15 protein-coding genes are annotated in these 15,980 nt (G+C 36.8%); 6 read left to right on the forward strand and 9 right to left on the reverse strand.

Annotation, left to right across the window (positions count from 1 at the left end):
- Positions 1–175 precede the first annotated feature (175 nt).
- Both ACORJQ_RS09185 and ACORJQ_RS09190 read left to right on the forward strand, forming a co-directional pair.
- Positions 176–640 (forward strand): peroxiredoxin, encoded by a 465-nt coding sequence (locus tag ACORJQ_RS09185; protein ID WP_321323895.1) that lies wholly within the window; start codon positions 176–178, stop codon positions 638–640.
- A gap of 67 nt (positions 641–707) precedes the next feature.
- A complete protein-coding gene (locus ACORJQ_RS09190; protein ID WP_321323897.1) occupies positions 708–2,114 on the forward strand; it encodes a PhoH family protein in 1,407 nt (468 codons plus the stop codon).
- A gap of 99 nt (positions 2,115–2,213) precedes the next feature.
- Here the strand turns inward: ACORJQ_RS09190 and ACORJQ_RS09195 are convergent, their stop codons facing one another.
- From ACORJQ_RS09195 to ACORJQ_RS09220, 6 genes are all read right to left on the reverse strand, one after another.
- Positions 2,214–3,170: a LysR family transcriptional regulator gene (locus ACORJQ_RS09195; RefSeq protein WP_321323899.1), complete on the reverse strand. Its 957-nt coding sequence runs from the start codon at positions 3,168–3,170 to the stop codon at positions 2,214–2,216.
- A 222-nt stretch (positions 3,171–3,392) separates the two neighbouring features.
- A complete protein-coding gene (locus tag ACORJQ_RS09200; protein ID WP_321323901.1) occupies positions 3,393–4,229 on the reverse strand; it encodes a potassium channel family protein in 837 nt (278 codons plus the stop codon).
- Positions 4,230–4,269: 40 nt separating this feature from the next.
- A complete protein-coding gene (locus tag ACORJQ_RS09205; protein WP_321323903.1) occupies positions 4,270–5,547 on the reverse strand; it encodes a UbiH/UbiF/VisC/COQ6 family ubiquinone biosynthesis hydroxylase in 1,278 nt (425 codons plus the stop codon).
- Positions 5,544–6,803: an FAD-dependent monooxygenase gene (locus ACORJQ_RS09210; RefSeq protein WP_321323904.1), complete on the reverse strand. Its 1,260-nt coding sequence runs from the start codon at positions 6,801–6,803 to the stop codon at positions 5,544–5,546. The genes ACORJQ_RS09205 and ACORJQ_RS09210 overlap by 4 nt, the downstream gene beginning before the upstream one ends.
- Positions 6,804–6,879: 76 nt before the next feature.
- Complete coding sequence (gene pepP, locus ACORJQ_RS09215; RefSeq protein ID WP_321323906.1) at positions 6,880–8,196, reverse strand: Xaa-Pro aminopeptidase; 1,317 nt, start codon at positions 8,194–8,196, stop codon at positions 6,880–6,882.
- A gap of 82 nt (positions 8,197–8,278) precedes the next feature.
- Positions 8,279–8,866, reverse strand: coding sequence for a UPF0149 family protein (locus tag ACORJQ_RS09220; protein ID WP_321323909.1), 588 nt, complete (start codon positions 8,864–8,866; stop codon positions 8,279–8,281).
- A gap of 176 nt (positions 8,867–9,042) precedes the next feature.
- Between ACORJQ_RS09220 and ACORJQ_RS09225 the strand changes: the two genes are divergently transcribed.
- Positions 9,043–9,327 carry a cell division protein ZapA gene (locus tag ACORJQ_RS09225; protein WP_321323910.1) on the forward strand — a complete coding sequence of 95 codons (285 nt, stop codon included), beginning with the start codon at positions 9,043–9,045 and terminating at the stop codon, positions 9,325–9,327.
- 351 nt (positions 9,328–9,678) lie between these two features.
- Positions 9,679–10,287, forward strand: coding sequence for a 5-formyltetrahydrofolate cyclo-ligase (locus tag ACORJQ_RS09230; RefSeq protein ID WP_321323911.1), 609 nt, complete (start codon positions 9,679–9,681; stop codon positions 10,285–10,287).
- A gap of 176 nt (positions 10,288–10,463) precedes the next feature.
- On the opposite strand, the gene ACORJQ_RS09235 is transcribed toward ACORJQ_RS09230, so the two are convergent.
- Positions 10,464–12,080 (reverse strand): N-acetylmuramoyl-L-alanine amidase, encoded by a 1,617-nt coding sequence (locus tag ACORJQ_RS09235; protein ID WP_321323913.1) that lies wholly within the window; start codon positions 12,078–12,080, stop codon positions 10,464–10,466.
- Between the two features lie 96 nt (positions 12,081–12,176).
- Positions 12,177–12,659, reverse strand: coding sequence for a tRNA (adenosine(37)-N6)-threonylcarbamoyltransferase complex ATPase subunit type 1 TsaE (tsaE, locus tag ACORJQ_RS09240; protein ID WP_321323915.1), 483 nt, complete (start codon positions 12,657–12,659; stop codon positions 12,177–12,179).
- A gap of 143 nt (positions 12,660–12,802) precedes the next feature.
- On the opposite strand from tsaE, the gene queG reads away from it, so the two are divergent.
- The gene (gene queG / locus ACORJQ_RS09245; protein ID WP_321323916.1) at positions 12,803–14,062 is read left to right on the forward strand and encodes a tRNA epoxyqueuosine(34) reductase QueG; all 1,260 of its coding nucleotides are present in this window, start codon (positions 12,803–12,805) and stop codon (positions 14,060–14,062) included.
- A gap of 52 nt (positions 14,063–14,114) precedes the next feature.
- Here queG and ACORJQ_RS09250 read toward each other — a convergent pair whose 3' ends face one another.
- On the reverse strand, positions 14,115–15,479 hold the full coding sequence (locus ACORJQ_RS09250; protein ID WP_321323918.1) for an anti-phage deoxyguanosine triphosphatase: 1,365 nt from the start codon (positions 15,477–15,479) through the stop codon (positions 14,115–14,117).
- Positions 15,480–15,743: 264 nt separating this feature from the next.
- Between ACORJQ_RS09250 and ACORJQ_RS09255 the strand changes: the two genes are divergently transcribed.
- A complete protein-coding gene (locus ACORJQ_RS09255; protein WP_321323921.1) occupies positions 15,744–15,965 on the forward strand; it encodes a hypothetical protein in 222 nt (73 codons plus the stop codon).
- Positions 15,966–15,980 lie beyond the last annotated feature (15 nt).

The following is a 15,980-nucleotide window of genomic DNA, read 5'->3' on the forward strand; positions in this document are numbered from 1 at the left end:
CCACCACGACACTTCAACCAATTAATAGACCATTTGAGTGTCTAAATTTATTAACCTCGAACCTCTTAACGTGGTCTAGGTAAAAATATGTAAACCCAGTAATCAAATACGGTTGATAAGCTTCAAAAAGTTGGGCATACTGAAACCGTCAACCTTTAAATATGGAAAAAAATTAATGAGTATAAAAATTGGCGAAAAACTTCCTCCCTTCTCAGTAAATGCAACATCAAATCTAACCCTTACCAACACCAACTTAAAAGACAAATATACCGTTATTTATTTTTACCCTAAAGACAGCACGCCGGGGTGCACAACCGAAGGACGTGATTTCACAGCACTCCAAGCAGATTTTAAAAAGCACAATACACAAATATTTGGTGTTTCATTAGACAGCATGAAACGACATGATAATTTCAAAGCCAAACAAGGCTTTTCATTCGATTTAATATCCGATCCAGAAGCGGAATTTTGTAATCTTTTTGGTACGTATCAAATGAAAAAAACCTTTGGTAAAGAATATATGGGAATAGTCAGAAGCACTTATTTATTTGATAAAACAGGAACTCTCATCCACATTTGGCCAAATGTAAAAGTAAAAGGACACGCTCAAGAAGTATTGGACTTCATAAAAACCATGTAAATAAACCAAGTACAAAATGTAATAAAAACTCTAAGTACCCACCAAGTAAACCCGTAAAGGATGCATCATGACCAATGAACCTAAAAGGTTATTTATCTTAGATACCAATGTATTAATGCACGACCCAATGGCTCTATTTAATTTTGAAGAGCATGATATTTTCATCCCCATGACTGTTCTAGAGGAACTTGATGCGGGTAAAAAAGGAATGTCAGAAGTTTCACGCAACGTTCGTGAAACCAATCGTTTGATTGATGAAATAATCAGTGATGCAACATTTGAAGATATTAAAGCCGGTCTTTCGCTTGAAAGAATTCACCCTAACCCAAACCAGGAATCTTTACGCCTAGGAAGACTTTTTTTTGAAACTGAACCATTAGCATTTGATCTACCAAGCTCCTTACCTAGCCATAAAGCTGACAACCATATTTTAAAAACAGGCCTAGCTCTTAGAACAAAATACAGCGAACGAAATGTTACCTTAGTCACGAAAGACATAAACATGCGTATTAAATCTTCAACCGTAGGGCTACACTCTGAAGATTATTATAATGATCGCGTTTTAGAAGATGCTGATTTACTCTATACGGGCTGGGAAATGCTTGAACCGCACTTCTTTGAAAAACACGGCCATTCAATGAAGTCTTGGCAAGAAGGTAGTCGAACTTTCTATGAACTAGCCATTGATGAAAAATCTAAATGGTTTCCAAATCAATGCCTAATTAGCCAAAACGATGCTGGGTTTAACGCCATCGTTAGAGAAGTAAACCATAACAATGCAATTTTAGAGTATCTGCATGATTATCAAAACCCCAATCACTCCATATGGGGTATTAATGCTCGAAATACAGAACAAAATATTGCTTTAAACTACCTAATGGATCCTGACATCGATTTTGTTTCTCTTTTAGGAACAGCAGGAACAGGAAAAACCCTACTGGCATTAGCAGCAGCTCTTGAGCAAACCCTAGATTTAAATATCTACAATGAAATTATTATGACTCGAGCCACGATTCCTGTTGGTGAAGACATTGGTTTTTTACCAGGTACGGAAGAAGAGAAAATGACCCCTTGGATGGGTGCTTTAATGGATAACCTCGAAGTTTTGACAGACTCTGATGGCTATACCGACTGGGAAAAAGAGAGCACTCAGCACCTACTAAGTAAACGTATAAAAATAAAATCAATGAACTTTATGCGTGGACGTACTTTTCAGAAAAAATTCATTATTCTTGATGAAGCACAAAACCTTACGCCAAAGCAAATGAAAACACTAGTAACTCGTTCAGGCGAAGGCACAAAAGTAGTTTGTTTAGGAAACATTGGGCAAATAGACTCACCCTACTTAACTGAAACAACTACAGGATTAACCTATATTGTTGATCGTTTCAAAAAATGGCAACACAGTGCTCATATCACCTTACAACAAGGCGAGCGTTCTAGACTAGCAGAATTTGCATCTGACAACTTATAGTAAAGTTAAATCATAGAAAACAAAAAAGGCCCTTTCGGGCCTTTTTTTTATAAAGTAAAACTATAATTTTATCTAACTAAACTATTTACTTTGTTCTACTTATTTTGTTCTACCTAAAGATTGTTCATCTTCAGTAGGTACTCTAAAGCCTAACTCAGTAGCTCTGTCACGACAATACTCCACTGCAAACTCTAATAACTCGCCTACTGCTCTATGACGGAATTTGTGCTTTTGTCTTACATGAGAAAAAGGACGTAAAATAGGAGGATCTAACGGAATTGCTTTAAGAGTGCCTAAACGCAGCTCTTTTGAAAGTGTAGTACGAGAAACAACAGCTAAGCCAACTTCAGATTCAACAGCCATTTTAACCGCTTCAGGACTACCTAGCTCCATAACCACATTCAAATCACTGTAGCTAAAACCTTGCTCACGAATATATGTATCAATAACTGAACGCGAACCTGACCCCTCTTCACGAGAAATATAACCATACTTACGGAAGTCTTCAACAGTCACCTTATCGCGCTTGGCTAATGGGTGATCTAGAGGGCAAATCAGCTGCATCTCGTCAATACGACAAACATCAACTTCTAGGTTTTTATTTTGCACAGGTGCTTCAACCAAACCTAAGTCAATCATATTGTTTTCAACCATAGAAACAATCGCGTCAGTATTACCTACCTGTAAACGAATATTTACATCTTGAAATTGCTTTTTAAATGCACCTAAAAGGCTTGGTAACATATACTCTGCAATGGTCGTACTTGCACCAATCACTAAAGTTCCCGTTACCTCTCCTGTTAACTCACGCACTTTGCTATTCATCTTCTCATAATGTTCGAGAATTTGATCAGCATAGTCATATACGACTTTACCAGCATCTGTCAAAGTGATTTTATTGTGAGTTCTATCAAAAAGACGAGTATTGAAGAAATCCTCAAGCTGTTTAACTTGGAATGTTACCGCAGGTTGTGTCATGTGAAGCGTCTCTGCTGCTTTAGTAAAGCTCATGACCTTTGCAACAGTGTGAAAAACCTGAAGACGTCTATCTGCCATCCGTAATTTCCTTTTATGCTCTATAAACTGAATTTGAGTGAAATGAATATAGGCGTTTACTTATAAAAAGTCAATGAACTTAATCTGCATATAAAGCTTTTTTAACTTATTGCTTACCAAGACACAAAAACGCCTCAAAATATGTAACTTTACTACATTTATTAACAGGTTAACCAAATCCTAATTATTTATAAATAAAGCGTAAAAATAAGATTAAAAAGCCTATCTACTGCTTTCTTTATCATGTTTGATTTTTTGAATCTCAATCTTAAGCTCTTTAATCTCACTACTCATATGTTGAATAATACGATCAACATGCTTATCGTTCATTAATTGCTGACTAATAAGACGTTTTTCAGTCGCCTTCATATAATCAAGAATATCAATTTCCAGTTTACGCTGTTCAGAACCAATTAAAAACGCAGCAATATTTGCGGTAACTAAAGAGAAGAAGACTACACCAAAAAGAATTAAAAAGATGCCAAAAACTCGTCCGGACTGAGTGGTGGGAACAATATCACCATAACCCACAGTGGTAATAGTCACTAAAGAATACCAAACACCATCCCATAAGCTTTTATCTTCTATGTATGCAAACAGTGCACCCGCTCCAAAAATGATAAAAGCAGATGCTACCAAGATCTGACCAAAACGATTGCGATTTAATATTGAGATAAAATCTTTAAAGAAACTAGTTAAAAAACGAACAAATAATAACAGACGCAGTGAACGAACGATTAAAGCCCACTCACTACCCCAAGAAACACCTGGGAAAGCTATGACAACAATTAACACATTTAGCCAGTTTTCTTTTAAGTACCTTACTCTATTTTTAACATTATAGAGGTTAACTACTAACTCTAAAAAAAACACTAGCCAAACAGTATTGGTTACCCAATCTGCCTCAATGGCGAAGTCCGTAAAAGACATAACGACTTGTGCAAACACAACTAATAAAGCCAAAAGTACTAAAAACTGGAATAATCTCCCAACCTTAAGAGCTTTCTCTGACTCTAACTTGTTAACACCCGCAACACCTAATAAAACATTTATTTTCATTTGCATAGCTTAATTAAACTTTATTAATCATCTTTAAATTTTATTCACTTTTAGGCACGTTCTTAGCAAGCTTTGGTAAAGCTTCTCTGCCGTTCAAAGCTTGACTCATCAACCAATTCTTAACTAATGTCATTTTATTAGCTAGCGGCAATAATGGCTTTCTAATTACTGCTTTTAAAGAGGCATTTTGCTTAAACAGCCAGTCAAAAGCTTCCATAGACCGTTGCACAATCGCATTATCACCACGACGCCATCTCTCATACTTTCTTAATACAGCAAAACTTCCCCAATTTTTGGAGGCCGCTCTCGCATTTAAGACTACCTCGACCAAAGCTGCAGCATCTAATAAGCCAAGATTTACACCTTGTCCAGCCTGTGGATTAATAGTATGAGCAGCATCACCTACTAATGCCAAGTTTGCCTTAACATAGTGCTCAGCGTGTCTTCTCACTAAAGGAAAAGCCCCTCTTACAGATACTTCAATCACTTGTCCTAACTTATACTCAGAAACCTGAGAAATCTCTCTGGCAAAATCGTCGTCAGATAAACTTAATGCCCACTGCATTTTGTCTATAGGTAGATACCAAGCAATTGAGCTGACATTATTATCCATTGATAAAAACGCAAACGGACCATCTTTAGTGTATCTTTGCCAGCAAGTATCTTGATGCGAAAGCTCGGTTTTTACACAACCCACAACAGCACATTGCTCATAATCATGAGTATCTAAACCAATATTAGCTAATTGACGAACACTAGAAGACGCTCCGTCTGCACCAACCAGCAAATGAGTTTGCAAGACCCCAATGTTTTTTATGCCTAACCAGGCCTGGTAATTTTTAAACTCTAAGCTTTCAAGTTCGGCATCAAATAAAACTTCTATGCCTTCACATTTTTCAACCTGCTCCCACAAACTCGCTTGAATAATGTCGTTTTCTACCGTGTAACCTAGATTAGGTTCGTTCATTTCTTGAGCAGAAAAATGCACTTCTCCTGGTGTAATTTCATCCCAAACGTGCATAGCGGTAAATGGATGATAACGTCGATTTTCGATACCTTGCCATGCACCAAGATTTTTTAAAATTTTTTCGGATGCTCGGGTTAAAGCACTCACTCGAATTTGGTAAGGAGAATCCTTATCCCATTGCAAATCTATGGGCTTTTTTTCAAGCAATAACACTTGCATGCCTTGCTGCCCTAAACCTAAAGCCGCTGCGGCACCTACCATGCCACCACCGACAATAATGGCATCCCAAACTTTTTCAGTTAAACCAGCGGCTCTATTCAATGAATTGGCTTCTTCTGTGACATGGCTCATACTTGACGACCTCTCATAGCAAATTTAGAAAACCTGCGTTTTAATCCTGGCATTGCCTGCATAGCCATTAAACCAACTCCTCTAAGATGCCCAACAACGGGTGACGAGTGTTGAAAAATCTGAATTAAACCATCGGTTAATCCCATTACTTTTTGGTGATCTACTTCTCTTTGTGAAGCATACTCATTTAACCAGGTCTGATCACCTAAATCTGTTTGCTGTAAAGAACCTTTTAAAAAGACCTCAATATCACGAATACCAAGATTTAAACCTTGTGCAGCAACTGGGTGTTGAGTATGTGAGGCATTACCCATCAATACCGCTCTACCTTTGGTCATTTGAGGCACATAAGTTTCTTTAAGTGGATAAGCGATACGTGGACTCACCTTAACAAAACGCCCTAATCTTTCACCCATTTTTGAAGCAAACAAGGCCAGATAGTTTTCATCATCTAATCCCATAATATGATCGACCTGATCTTTTGGGCAAACCAAAACCGCTTTATGTGCATGTCCATGCATTGGTAGCAAAGCAACAGGGCCGTCTTTAGTAAACCTCTCATAAGCCCAACCATGTGGGTGCTGCTCTGTTTCAATTTGAGCTAAAATGCCAAATGCATCGTATGACTTCTCTTCAATTGCCAAGCCCAATATCTCTCTAACTTTTGATTGAGTGCCATCTGCACCTATGACCACCTGAGCTGAGATAATCTGGTAATTATGATTTTCTATGTCTTTTTGGCTATCGTTTTGATACTCTTGCTCAGAATTGATTTTTACGGTTATTTCCACTGATTCATCTGTTTGAACAAAATTTTCTACGACTGCCGGACACAATAGCGTTATATTTTTAGAGGTCTTTGCCCACTTCCAAAGCACAGTTCCTAAATCACTAGACTGCACACTAAACCCCAAAGCATCAACATCAACTTCTTCAGCGTGTAAGGTGGTAATTCCCATATAACCCTTTTGGGATACATGAACATGCTCAATGGGCGTGGTAATTTTTTGTAAATCACTCCAAACACCAATATTTTGCAAAAAGACTTGTGATCCTTTTGAAATAGCAAGCACTCGGCCATCAAATGAATTTTTCACATCTGAGAGATCATTCTCTTCTGGCAAATAACGCTCAGCCAACACGACTTTTTTACCTTGCTGAGACAAGCCTATTGCAAGCATTAAACCAACAGGACCTCCTCCCGCAATAAAAACATCTGCGTGAGTTTTTTTAGTTTGATTGGTGTTATTTGTCATAAATGTATTTGCTCAAATTTATTTTCAATTACCAAAAGAGATAAAGTGAAATTAGCAGAACCTTAGTCCTGACACGTTACTCTTGACAAGATGCCATCCATTGCTCAATCTCGTTAACGGTTCTTGGTAAGCCTGTTGTTAAAACCTCATTACCCGTTTGTGTAACAAGCACATCATCTTCAATACGAATCCCAATATTGTGCCACTTACTATCAACATTTTCGTGTTCTGCTGAAATATACAGGCCAGGTTCAACTGTCACCACCATACCTGCTTCAAAATCTCGCCATTGCTGGTTAACTTTATATTCGCCCACATCATGTACATCCATACCTAACCAGTGGCCAGTACCATGCATAAAAAAGTCTTTATAAGCTTCTGATTCAATCAGCTCATCCACATCACCTTGCAAAATATTTAATTTTACCAGGCCTGTTGTCAACACCTTAACCGATGCCTGATGGGCTTGATCATAACTGCCCCCAGGTTTAATGGCTTGAATGGCTGCTTGCTGAGCATCTAAAACCAGCTCATAAAGCTCTGCTTGAGGTTTTGAAAACTTACCACTGGCAGGAAAAGTTGTGGTGATATCTCCAGCGTAACTTTGCCATTCGGCACCTGCATCAACCAATAACAATGATTGTTTATTAATTTTTGAACGGTTCTCTGTGTAATGCAAAATACAGGCATTTTCAGCAGAAGCTACAATTGAGCTAAATGCAACCCGCGGTGACCCTTGCTTTACAAAAGCAGACTCAAGCTCAGCTTGAACTTGATATTCATAATCACTATTTAAAACCGCTTTCATCGCTGCTAAATGACCACTTACCGAGATTTGAGCCGCTTTACGCATATACTCAATTTCTTGCTCAGATTTAAACACTCGCATTTCATGAAGAATTTTATCTAAATCACAAATATTAGATGGAGCAGAAATACCTTTACGAACCTTTTGCTTTAGCAAACCAATCCAATCATTTAAAGATTCATTCCAATCAGCAAGATGAGAAAAACTGATATAAATTGACTCTATGTTTTCAAGAAGTTCAATTGCTTTTTCATCAAGCTCGGTAATTGACCAGGCCTGGTCAATTAATAAAGTTTTACTTGCCGCATCAACACCTAAACGTCTTCCTTGCCAGGTTTCTTGCTCTGGATCTTTTGGACGCAAAAAAAGCACACTTTGCGTGTTATCTTGCTTAATTAAGAATAGAACGGAGTCAGGTTCAGTAAAACCGGTTAAATAAATAAAATCACTATCCGCTCTAAAAGGAAATTCTACATCGCGATTTCGAATTTGCTCCTCACCAGAAGCAATAATCGCAACACTGTTGTTAGGCATTTTTTCTAGTAAAGATTGGCGGTTTTTTTGATAAAAAAGGGGATTATCCATCGATTTACTCTTTTACTGAATCTTGTTTGTGACTTAGGCACATTTCAATCTGATTTTTACGTTATTTTATGTATAAGTTGTTTTAGTGCAGTGTATCAGAATCAGGCATAGCATCCATAATAGGCGGTGCTTGAGTTGGATTTAACTCTTCATTAATCGTTAAAATACCCACACGCACAAATTCAACTAATTCCATAAAGTCGGCTTCTTCAGCATCAGTTAATTCTTTTGAATCACTTAAACCTGCGACATCAATTCGCGAAATTTGACCAAAATCATCCACTAACTCTCGTACTTCTTTTGGAATCTCATTTTCTGATTCATTTAGAGCACCAATTAGCCCCAAACCATATAGAACACCTTCACATAACTGCCCTAACATTGCGGCTCTAAACACTAAAGATTCAGAGTCATCAGGAATACAAAGATTAAGTTCAAAACCAGAACCATTCATCCCCTTATTCGTCTCTTGAAAGACTTCATCCAAAACTTTTAAAAATGACTCTTTTACCGATTTAATTTGAGCTTCTTCAATTAGCTTTTTTATCCAAACCGCTTCTTGAATATCACTATCACCACACAATAAACCAATCAACATACCTTGTATAAAAGCAGGTGACTCGAGTTCTGGAAAAGGTGCAATCACCTCATTGACTTGATCAAAATCCATTACAACTATCTCTTGTTAAACTTCTACGATTGGGGAATAATATCATAATTGAAATGGTTAACGCTTAATCTAATCGTTAAACCAAAACAACAAAAAAGCGATCTGAAGTTTTAAGAAATTAAATCTCCTTTTATTTCAAATGCTTTTCTTTAAAATCAATAGCCAGGAGTGCCACCGTGCTAACGTTAACATTAATGAATCATACTTTTGAAATTCCATGTGAAGCCCACGAGCGTGACAAATTAATTGAGGCGGCCACTCTACTGGAAGATAAACTTGACCAACTTCCAGGACTTAAAGGCGAAAGCAAAGTTTTAATGGTTGCTCTTAATTTATGCTTTGACTATCTTCAGCTAAAAGAAGACACCACCCAATATACCCTAAGACTAGAAGATCAGTTGGATACCGTTATCAACCAAGTTGCCAACGAAGCTTCTTTAGAAAACACATCAAACTCCTAATCTTATAGCAGCTAAACTTATTAGGCAAAACGTAAAACTCTAAGCAAGCCTACTTATTATTAGTGATATTTACATCAATCGATTAATAAAACTAGTCAAAAAAACACTCACTCCTCAAGCATTTACTTTAATCAATTTGGTATAATTACTTCACGGCATATGGTTACCAAACATAAACCCCGTTCCGATAATTACAATATTGGGGTCAGAAACTTGAAATGGTGTGCATCTCGTTAGCTTGGCTAACCCGAGAAGCCTAAATTTCTTGAGGAGACTGCCACCTGGACTTTACGGTCTAGGGATTTTAGTTTGGTGGCTATGTGCTTTTTCTTTTATCGAGAACCTCAATCCATGATGACTCTTGACTCAACAAGCTTACGTAAACAGCTTAGAGAAATTCGCCAAAACTTATCACCTATTCAGCAATCACAACATTCTGAGCAAGCCTTTGAAGCTGTAAAAAAGCTAATTGAAACTTCAACTGAATTTAAAACACCTCAAAAAATCGCCTTATTCTTATCCCAAGATGGTGAGTTACACACTCAAAAAACCATAGAATATCTTTGGCAAAACACAGCACATGAAGTGTATTTACCTGTTTTAGAAACTTTAGATGAATGGCACATGGCCTTTGCTCACTATACTAAAAACAGTAAATTAACCGCCAACCAATTTGGAATATTAGAGCCTTCAGTTCCTCATAGTGAACATTTAGATGGTAAACAGATAAATTGGGTTTTTATGCCATTAGTTGGTTTTGATAATCAAGGCAATCGCCTAGGTATGGGTGGTGGTTATTACGATCGCACCTTTGAATTTAAAATACAAAACAAAACCCATCCAACAAAACTGATCGGCTGGGCTCATGAATGCCAAAGAGTAGAAAAGCTACCAAAAGAACCTTGGGATGTCCCTTTAGATGGGGTTTTAACTGAAAATGGTTTCAACCTATTTGACTGAAGTTAACTTTGAAGTAATCTTTTTATTAGCTTTGTTTAGCCATTAAATTCTTAATCTAAATTTCTTAATCTAAATTAAGCTCCCTTAAAAACAAAAAAGCACCTTCAATAAATGAGGTGCCTTATAGAATAAATTTGATAATTAAATTTATTATCTGCTATTTTTTAAATTTAAAGCTAGATACCCGCTACCAATTTATCTGATACTGGAATTTTAAGTTTTTTACCAACATAAAGAGAGTTAGCATTTTTAATGCCGTTAAGTTTCTTTAATGTGTGTGTACTTACCTCATAGCTCGCCGCTATTTGCGAGAGAGTGTCGCCCTTTTGTACTTTATAATGAACAAAAAGTGTATCACCCCATTGCGGCTTTCTAGTTTGTTGCTTAACGTACTTATTTAAACCATCAGCAATCGCACTTGCCATTTTGACACGGAAACCATGACTCATTAAGTTTCGAGCCTCATGTGGATTTGAAATAAAAGCGGTCTCAATCAACAATGACGGCATATCAATGGATTTTAAAACAGCAAAACCAGCAGACTGTACCGAATGCTTATGCATTTTGACTTTTTTCTGCATCTCTTTTAAAACTGTCGAAGCTAGCTTGCGACTTGATTTAACATTAGCCTCTCTTGATAAATCACTTAAAGCAAATGCAACATCTTGGTCCATACCATCTAAACTTACATCTTGTAATGAAGCATTTTCACTTCTAGCCAGCAATTTGGCCATAGTGCTACTTGCACCACGCTCAGAAAGTACATAAACAGAACCTCCTCTTACAGAGTGGTCATGAAAAGCATCGGCGTGAATGGAGATAAAAAGATCTGCATTTTTTTCTTTAGCAATTTTTACACGTTTAGAAAGCGGAATAAAAATATCTCTATCACGCGTAAGAACAGCATGCATGCCTGGTTGAGAATCTATGATTTTCTTCAATTCTTTAGCCATTTTTAAAGTCGCATCTTTTTCATAGATATGATTATAGCCAATTGCTCCAGTATCTTTACCTCCATGCCCTGCATCAATCGCAACAATAAATTCTTGACTAGCCGCTAAAATAGCACTCTCTTTATTAAGAAGGCGTTGCGTATTTTCATCTATAACATTGTCAGGTTTAGACAATTTAAGTGCTTGGCCAGATTTATTAACTTTAGCCAATTTAACTAATGGAACGACTTTTTTATTAGTCGTATTAACCACACTCTTATTTTGATTTGAATGTTCTATTAAAGCTTTTTGAGAAGTCTGCTGGGGTTTGGAATTTGAATTTGCTAGATTAGCTTTGTTTGATGGCTTCACTGCTATAGATGCTTTTGCAACCTTGACATGACTTACTGGTTTAACTGTTTTTTTAACCGCAACATGAGATATGTTTTTTCTATGCTTATCGGTTAAATCAACAACCAGTCTAGATTTATTGCGTTTGTCATCCAACATAAAAGCTTTATATTCTGGCGATTTGTGTAAATCTAAAACAACTCTTACACGTTTACGGTTATCTGATACACGAATTTTAAATAATCGACTATCCGTAATAATTTTCTTTTTAAATGAGAGTGAATTATCTGTATTGTAAAAATCAACCACTATACGAGCTGGGTTTGCCAGTTCAGTCACTTTATATGTCTGAGCCTTAGTTAAATCAAACACAACACGCGTTTTATCTTTAACTTGCCCAATACGCATAGATGACAGGTCACCACCAGCAATAGCATTTTGCATCCACAAAAGTGTAAATGCCGCCAACGTTACGGTAATTGTTTTTTTAGTCAAATTTAGCGATTTCATTCATTTAGCCTTTTTATGTTTTTACTTTCGCTTACTCTCAAGACAATACAAACAAATAACGTGCCACTATAAACGCCATTTTTTTGGCATTTTTAACTAGTTTGTAGCCATTATCTGCTGTTCTAGCAACCTGCCTTTATCTGAAACCCCTTTGACCACAACCTTTCTACCTTCGTCCTGGTAAACAAACTCTAACTCAACGTCAGCTTTAGGTAAAATCGGGGCTCCTTTTTGTGGCCACTCAATTAAAGCCACATAATTTTTCTTCAGCAAATCCCTTATAGCTAAATACTCTAACTCTTCTGGATCGCAAAGTCTATATAAATCAAGATGATGTATCGTATTTATAGAATAATTGTAACTTTCAACTATCGTATAGGTTGGACTTTTGACTTTTTGACCTGGTATAAAATACTGTACAAAAGCACGTGAAAAAAATGACTTTCCAGCACCCAAATCACCATATAAATAGACCATTAACCCATCTTTAAAATCACCATTCTTTTCTACCAGACATGCCATTTCCCTTGCAAAATCAATACTTTCAGATTCATTAAGTAGTTTTATCTCTATACTCATCAGTTTCACTCATCTATGTTTAGCAAGGTTAGATATCTGTTCATTACACTCATAAAAATTCCGCCTAACATGCAATTTATTTCTTGCTACCAACTCAATATGTGGTGCAATTGCAACAATTCTAATTTGATACACTATCACACATGAAACCAGCTCAAATTTGCAACAATTTATCCAATATGACTCCCGAAACGCTTGTCTCACAAATTAAACAGTGGGGAAAAGAACTTGGTTTTGCAGATATTGGTATCTCTGATATTCAGCTATCAGCTTATGAGGCCGATTATTTTAACTGGATAGGTGAAAATTTTCATGGCGAAATGGCTTATATGGAGCGGCACGGAACAAAACGTACTCGCCCAAACGAACTAGAGCCGGGTACAACCGCCATTATTAGTGTACGCATGAACTATTTTGACTCTAATTCTAGTCATGCTACTCAGCAACTGCATTCCACCGATAAGGCTTATATATCACGTTATGCATTAGGTAAAGATTATCACAAACTCATGCGTAAACGTTTGCAGGCTTTAGCCAATAAAATTGATGACGTTACTGAAAACTTTCAATATCGGGCTTTTTCAGATAGTGCTCCCGTACTTGAAAGGCCGATTGCTGAAAAAGCGGGGCTTGGTTTTATTGGTAAAAACAGTTTGATTATTCATCCTAGAGCTGGATCTTGGTTCTTTTTAGGTGAAATATACACCAACCTTAATTTACCAGTTGATGCCCCTTTTACCAAACAAGGTTGCGGACCGTGCAACGCGTGTATTGTAGAGTGTCCAACCCAAGCAATCGTTGATAATGCGGTTGTTGATGCTAGGCGTTGTATTTCTTATTTAACGATTGAGTTTACAGGTTCAATTCCAACCGAGTTCAGAGCGTTGATGGGTAACCGTATTTATGGTTGTGATGATTGCCAACTTGTTTGTCCGTGGAATAAATTTACCGAACCAACAAATGAATCTGCGTTCAAAACCCTGAATGACATGGATTCTGCTACACTTTTAGAACTTTGGGAGTGGACCGAAACCGAATTTATGAAACGTTTTGAAGGTTCAGCAATTCGCCGTATTGGTTATGCACAGTGGAATCGTAATTTAGCGGTTGCTATTGGCAATATGCAAAGTACGCAGCAAAATACAAATCTAGCCATCACTGCATTACAAAACAAACGAGGGTTAATCAGTTCTTTAGTAGATGAGCATATTGATTGGGCTTTAGAACAATTATCAAAATATAATTTTACCAGGCCTGGTAATTTAGCTGAACAAGACCTTGATCTAAATCAAATTGAACCAACACAAATAGAATTGAATCAACAAAAACAAGATGCAAACTTAAAGAGCTTGAATTCAATAAAGCCCTTTATTGCAAAAAAATACTACTTACCTAAACATTAAATTTAACCCTAAATTTAAATCCATTTAAACCAACTCAAATCCAATTAAAACACTATAACCTATCAAAAATTGAACCCTGAGTTGGAGTAAACAATTTAGCGTAAAGCCTTGAAGCATAGGTATTTGTCATCCCAGCAATATAATCTGAAATAACTCTCTGCTTAGCTTGTTCGGTCTCAGCTCTTTGATATTTTTCAAACGAGTTAGATGGCAATAAAGCACTTGGGTTTGCTCTAAGTGATTTAAACAACTCCAAAACAATTAACTGGCCTTTGTATTCCATTTGTTTAACTTCAGGGATGGTAATCACATTCTTAAAAACAAAGTTTTTTAACAACTCCAAAACCGCCGTTTCACCCTCTTTTAAACGGGCTTGATAACGCAACAATGGGTGTTCAAAATCGGTATTTTCATCCATAAAAATAGACTCGACCATAATACCTACCATTTTACTGACCGCATGTTTTCGCCCTTTTGAAGATTCACTAAACAATAAATCCGTCATTGAATCGTCCCATAAAGCGTACTTTTTAAATGAAGGGTTTTCCATCACTTCAGCTTGCCACAATTCACGAGCGACCATCTTCATAGCAACGGCATCTTCTAAATCGTGAATACCATAAGCAATATCATCGGCTAACTCCATAATCGTAGTATCTAGTGCTTTATATTGGGTTTGACGATGACAGCCTTTACAGTCAATTAATTGCGTAAAACGCAATTTATCTTCTGTTGAAAATGGAGCCAAAACCCAATCAAACAGGGCTTTTTCTTCTAGATACAAGCTTTTTGGTGGTGACCAACGATTCATCTGCAAGGTTCTAAAATCATCGACTTGAGGTTCTTGCAGTTGAGCAAGGTATGTTGTGTTTGAAGCAATAACATCATTATAAATCGCAGGATACTTCATCACCCCCAAAGCCGTTCTGCGCGATAGATCTAAGCCATTTTTAGCGGTGTATTCACCCAATTGAGCTAAGATTCTTAAGGTTTGAGCATTGCCTTCAAAGCCACCATAATGTCGCATCATATAATTTAAAGCGACTTCTCCTCCATGACCATAAGGCGGGTGTCCCAAATCATGTGCTAAACAGATGGCTTCAATCAAATAAAATGACGGTAACCATTCCATGTAATCAGCATCTTTGCCGTTTTCATTCATTCCAATAGTAATCAGTTGCTCAACCAGGCCAGATCCAATTTGGGCTACTTCCATAGAATGCGTTAACCGAGTACGATAAAAATCAGATTCACTTAACCCAAATATTTGAGTTTTAGCTTGTAAACGCCTAAACGAAGCTGAATGAATTACTCTAGCTCTATCACGTTGATAAACAATACGTGCAGGCCTGGATGGCAAAGATTGTAAATAATCTGAATACCGTTGAGTCCACAGCTGTGTTTCTATTGAATCCATAATGACCTTTTATTTCTATTTAATGAATGAACACACATCCAAAACGCACAAAATTTTGCTTTATTAATGCTTATGATACTGAATAACAACCTGTTTTCCTATCGATATAAAAATGACTACTCCTATTATTTGAAACTACCTCATCAAAAAATAGACGTTTTTCATTTTTATAGTTATCCTGATAATTCAGTTCAACTTATATTGTGTTAAATTTCGTTTTTATATAACACTAAACTACGACACAAATAATTTGCGGGGATCGTTATGAATACTTTATCTATTCTTTACTCAAAAACTATTCACTCAAAAACTAAACTATTAACCTGGTTGTGCATGTTTGTCGTTACTTTCTCAATTAGTGCTTGCGGCAAATCAGAAGAAAAACTCTGCATTGATAAACAAAGCCATCTCTGGGATAGCAAAACCAATGATAAAAATGCCAATCAAGCTTATTGGAATGCCGTTGCCAAATGCAAAAATAAATAATGTCGAATTGAACAA

The organism is Thiomicrorhabdus sp. (genome assembly GCF_963662555.1).
Classification (GTDB): Bacteria; Pseudomonadota; Gammaproteobacteria; order Thiomicrospirales; family Thiomicrospiraceae; genus Thiomicrorhabdus.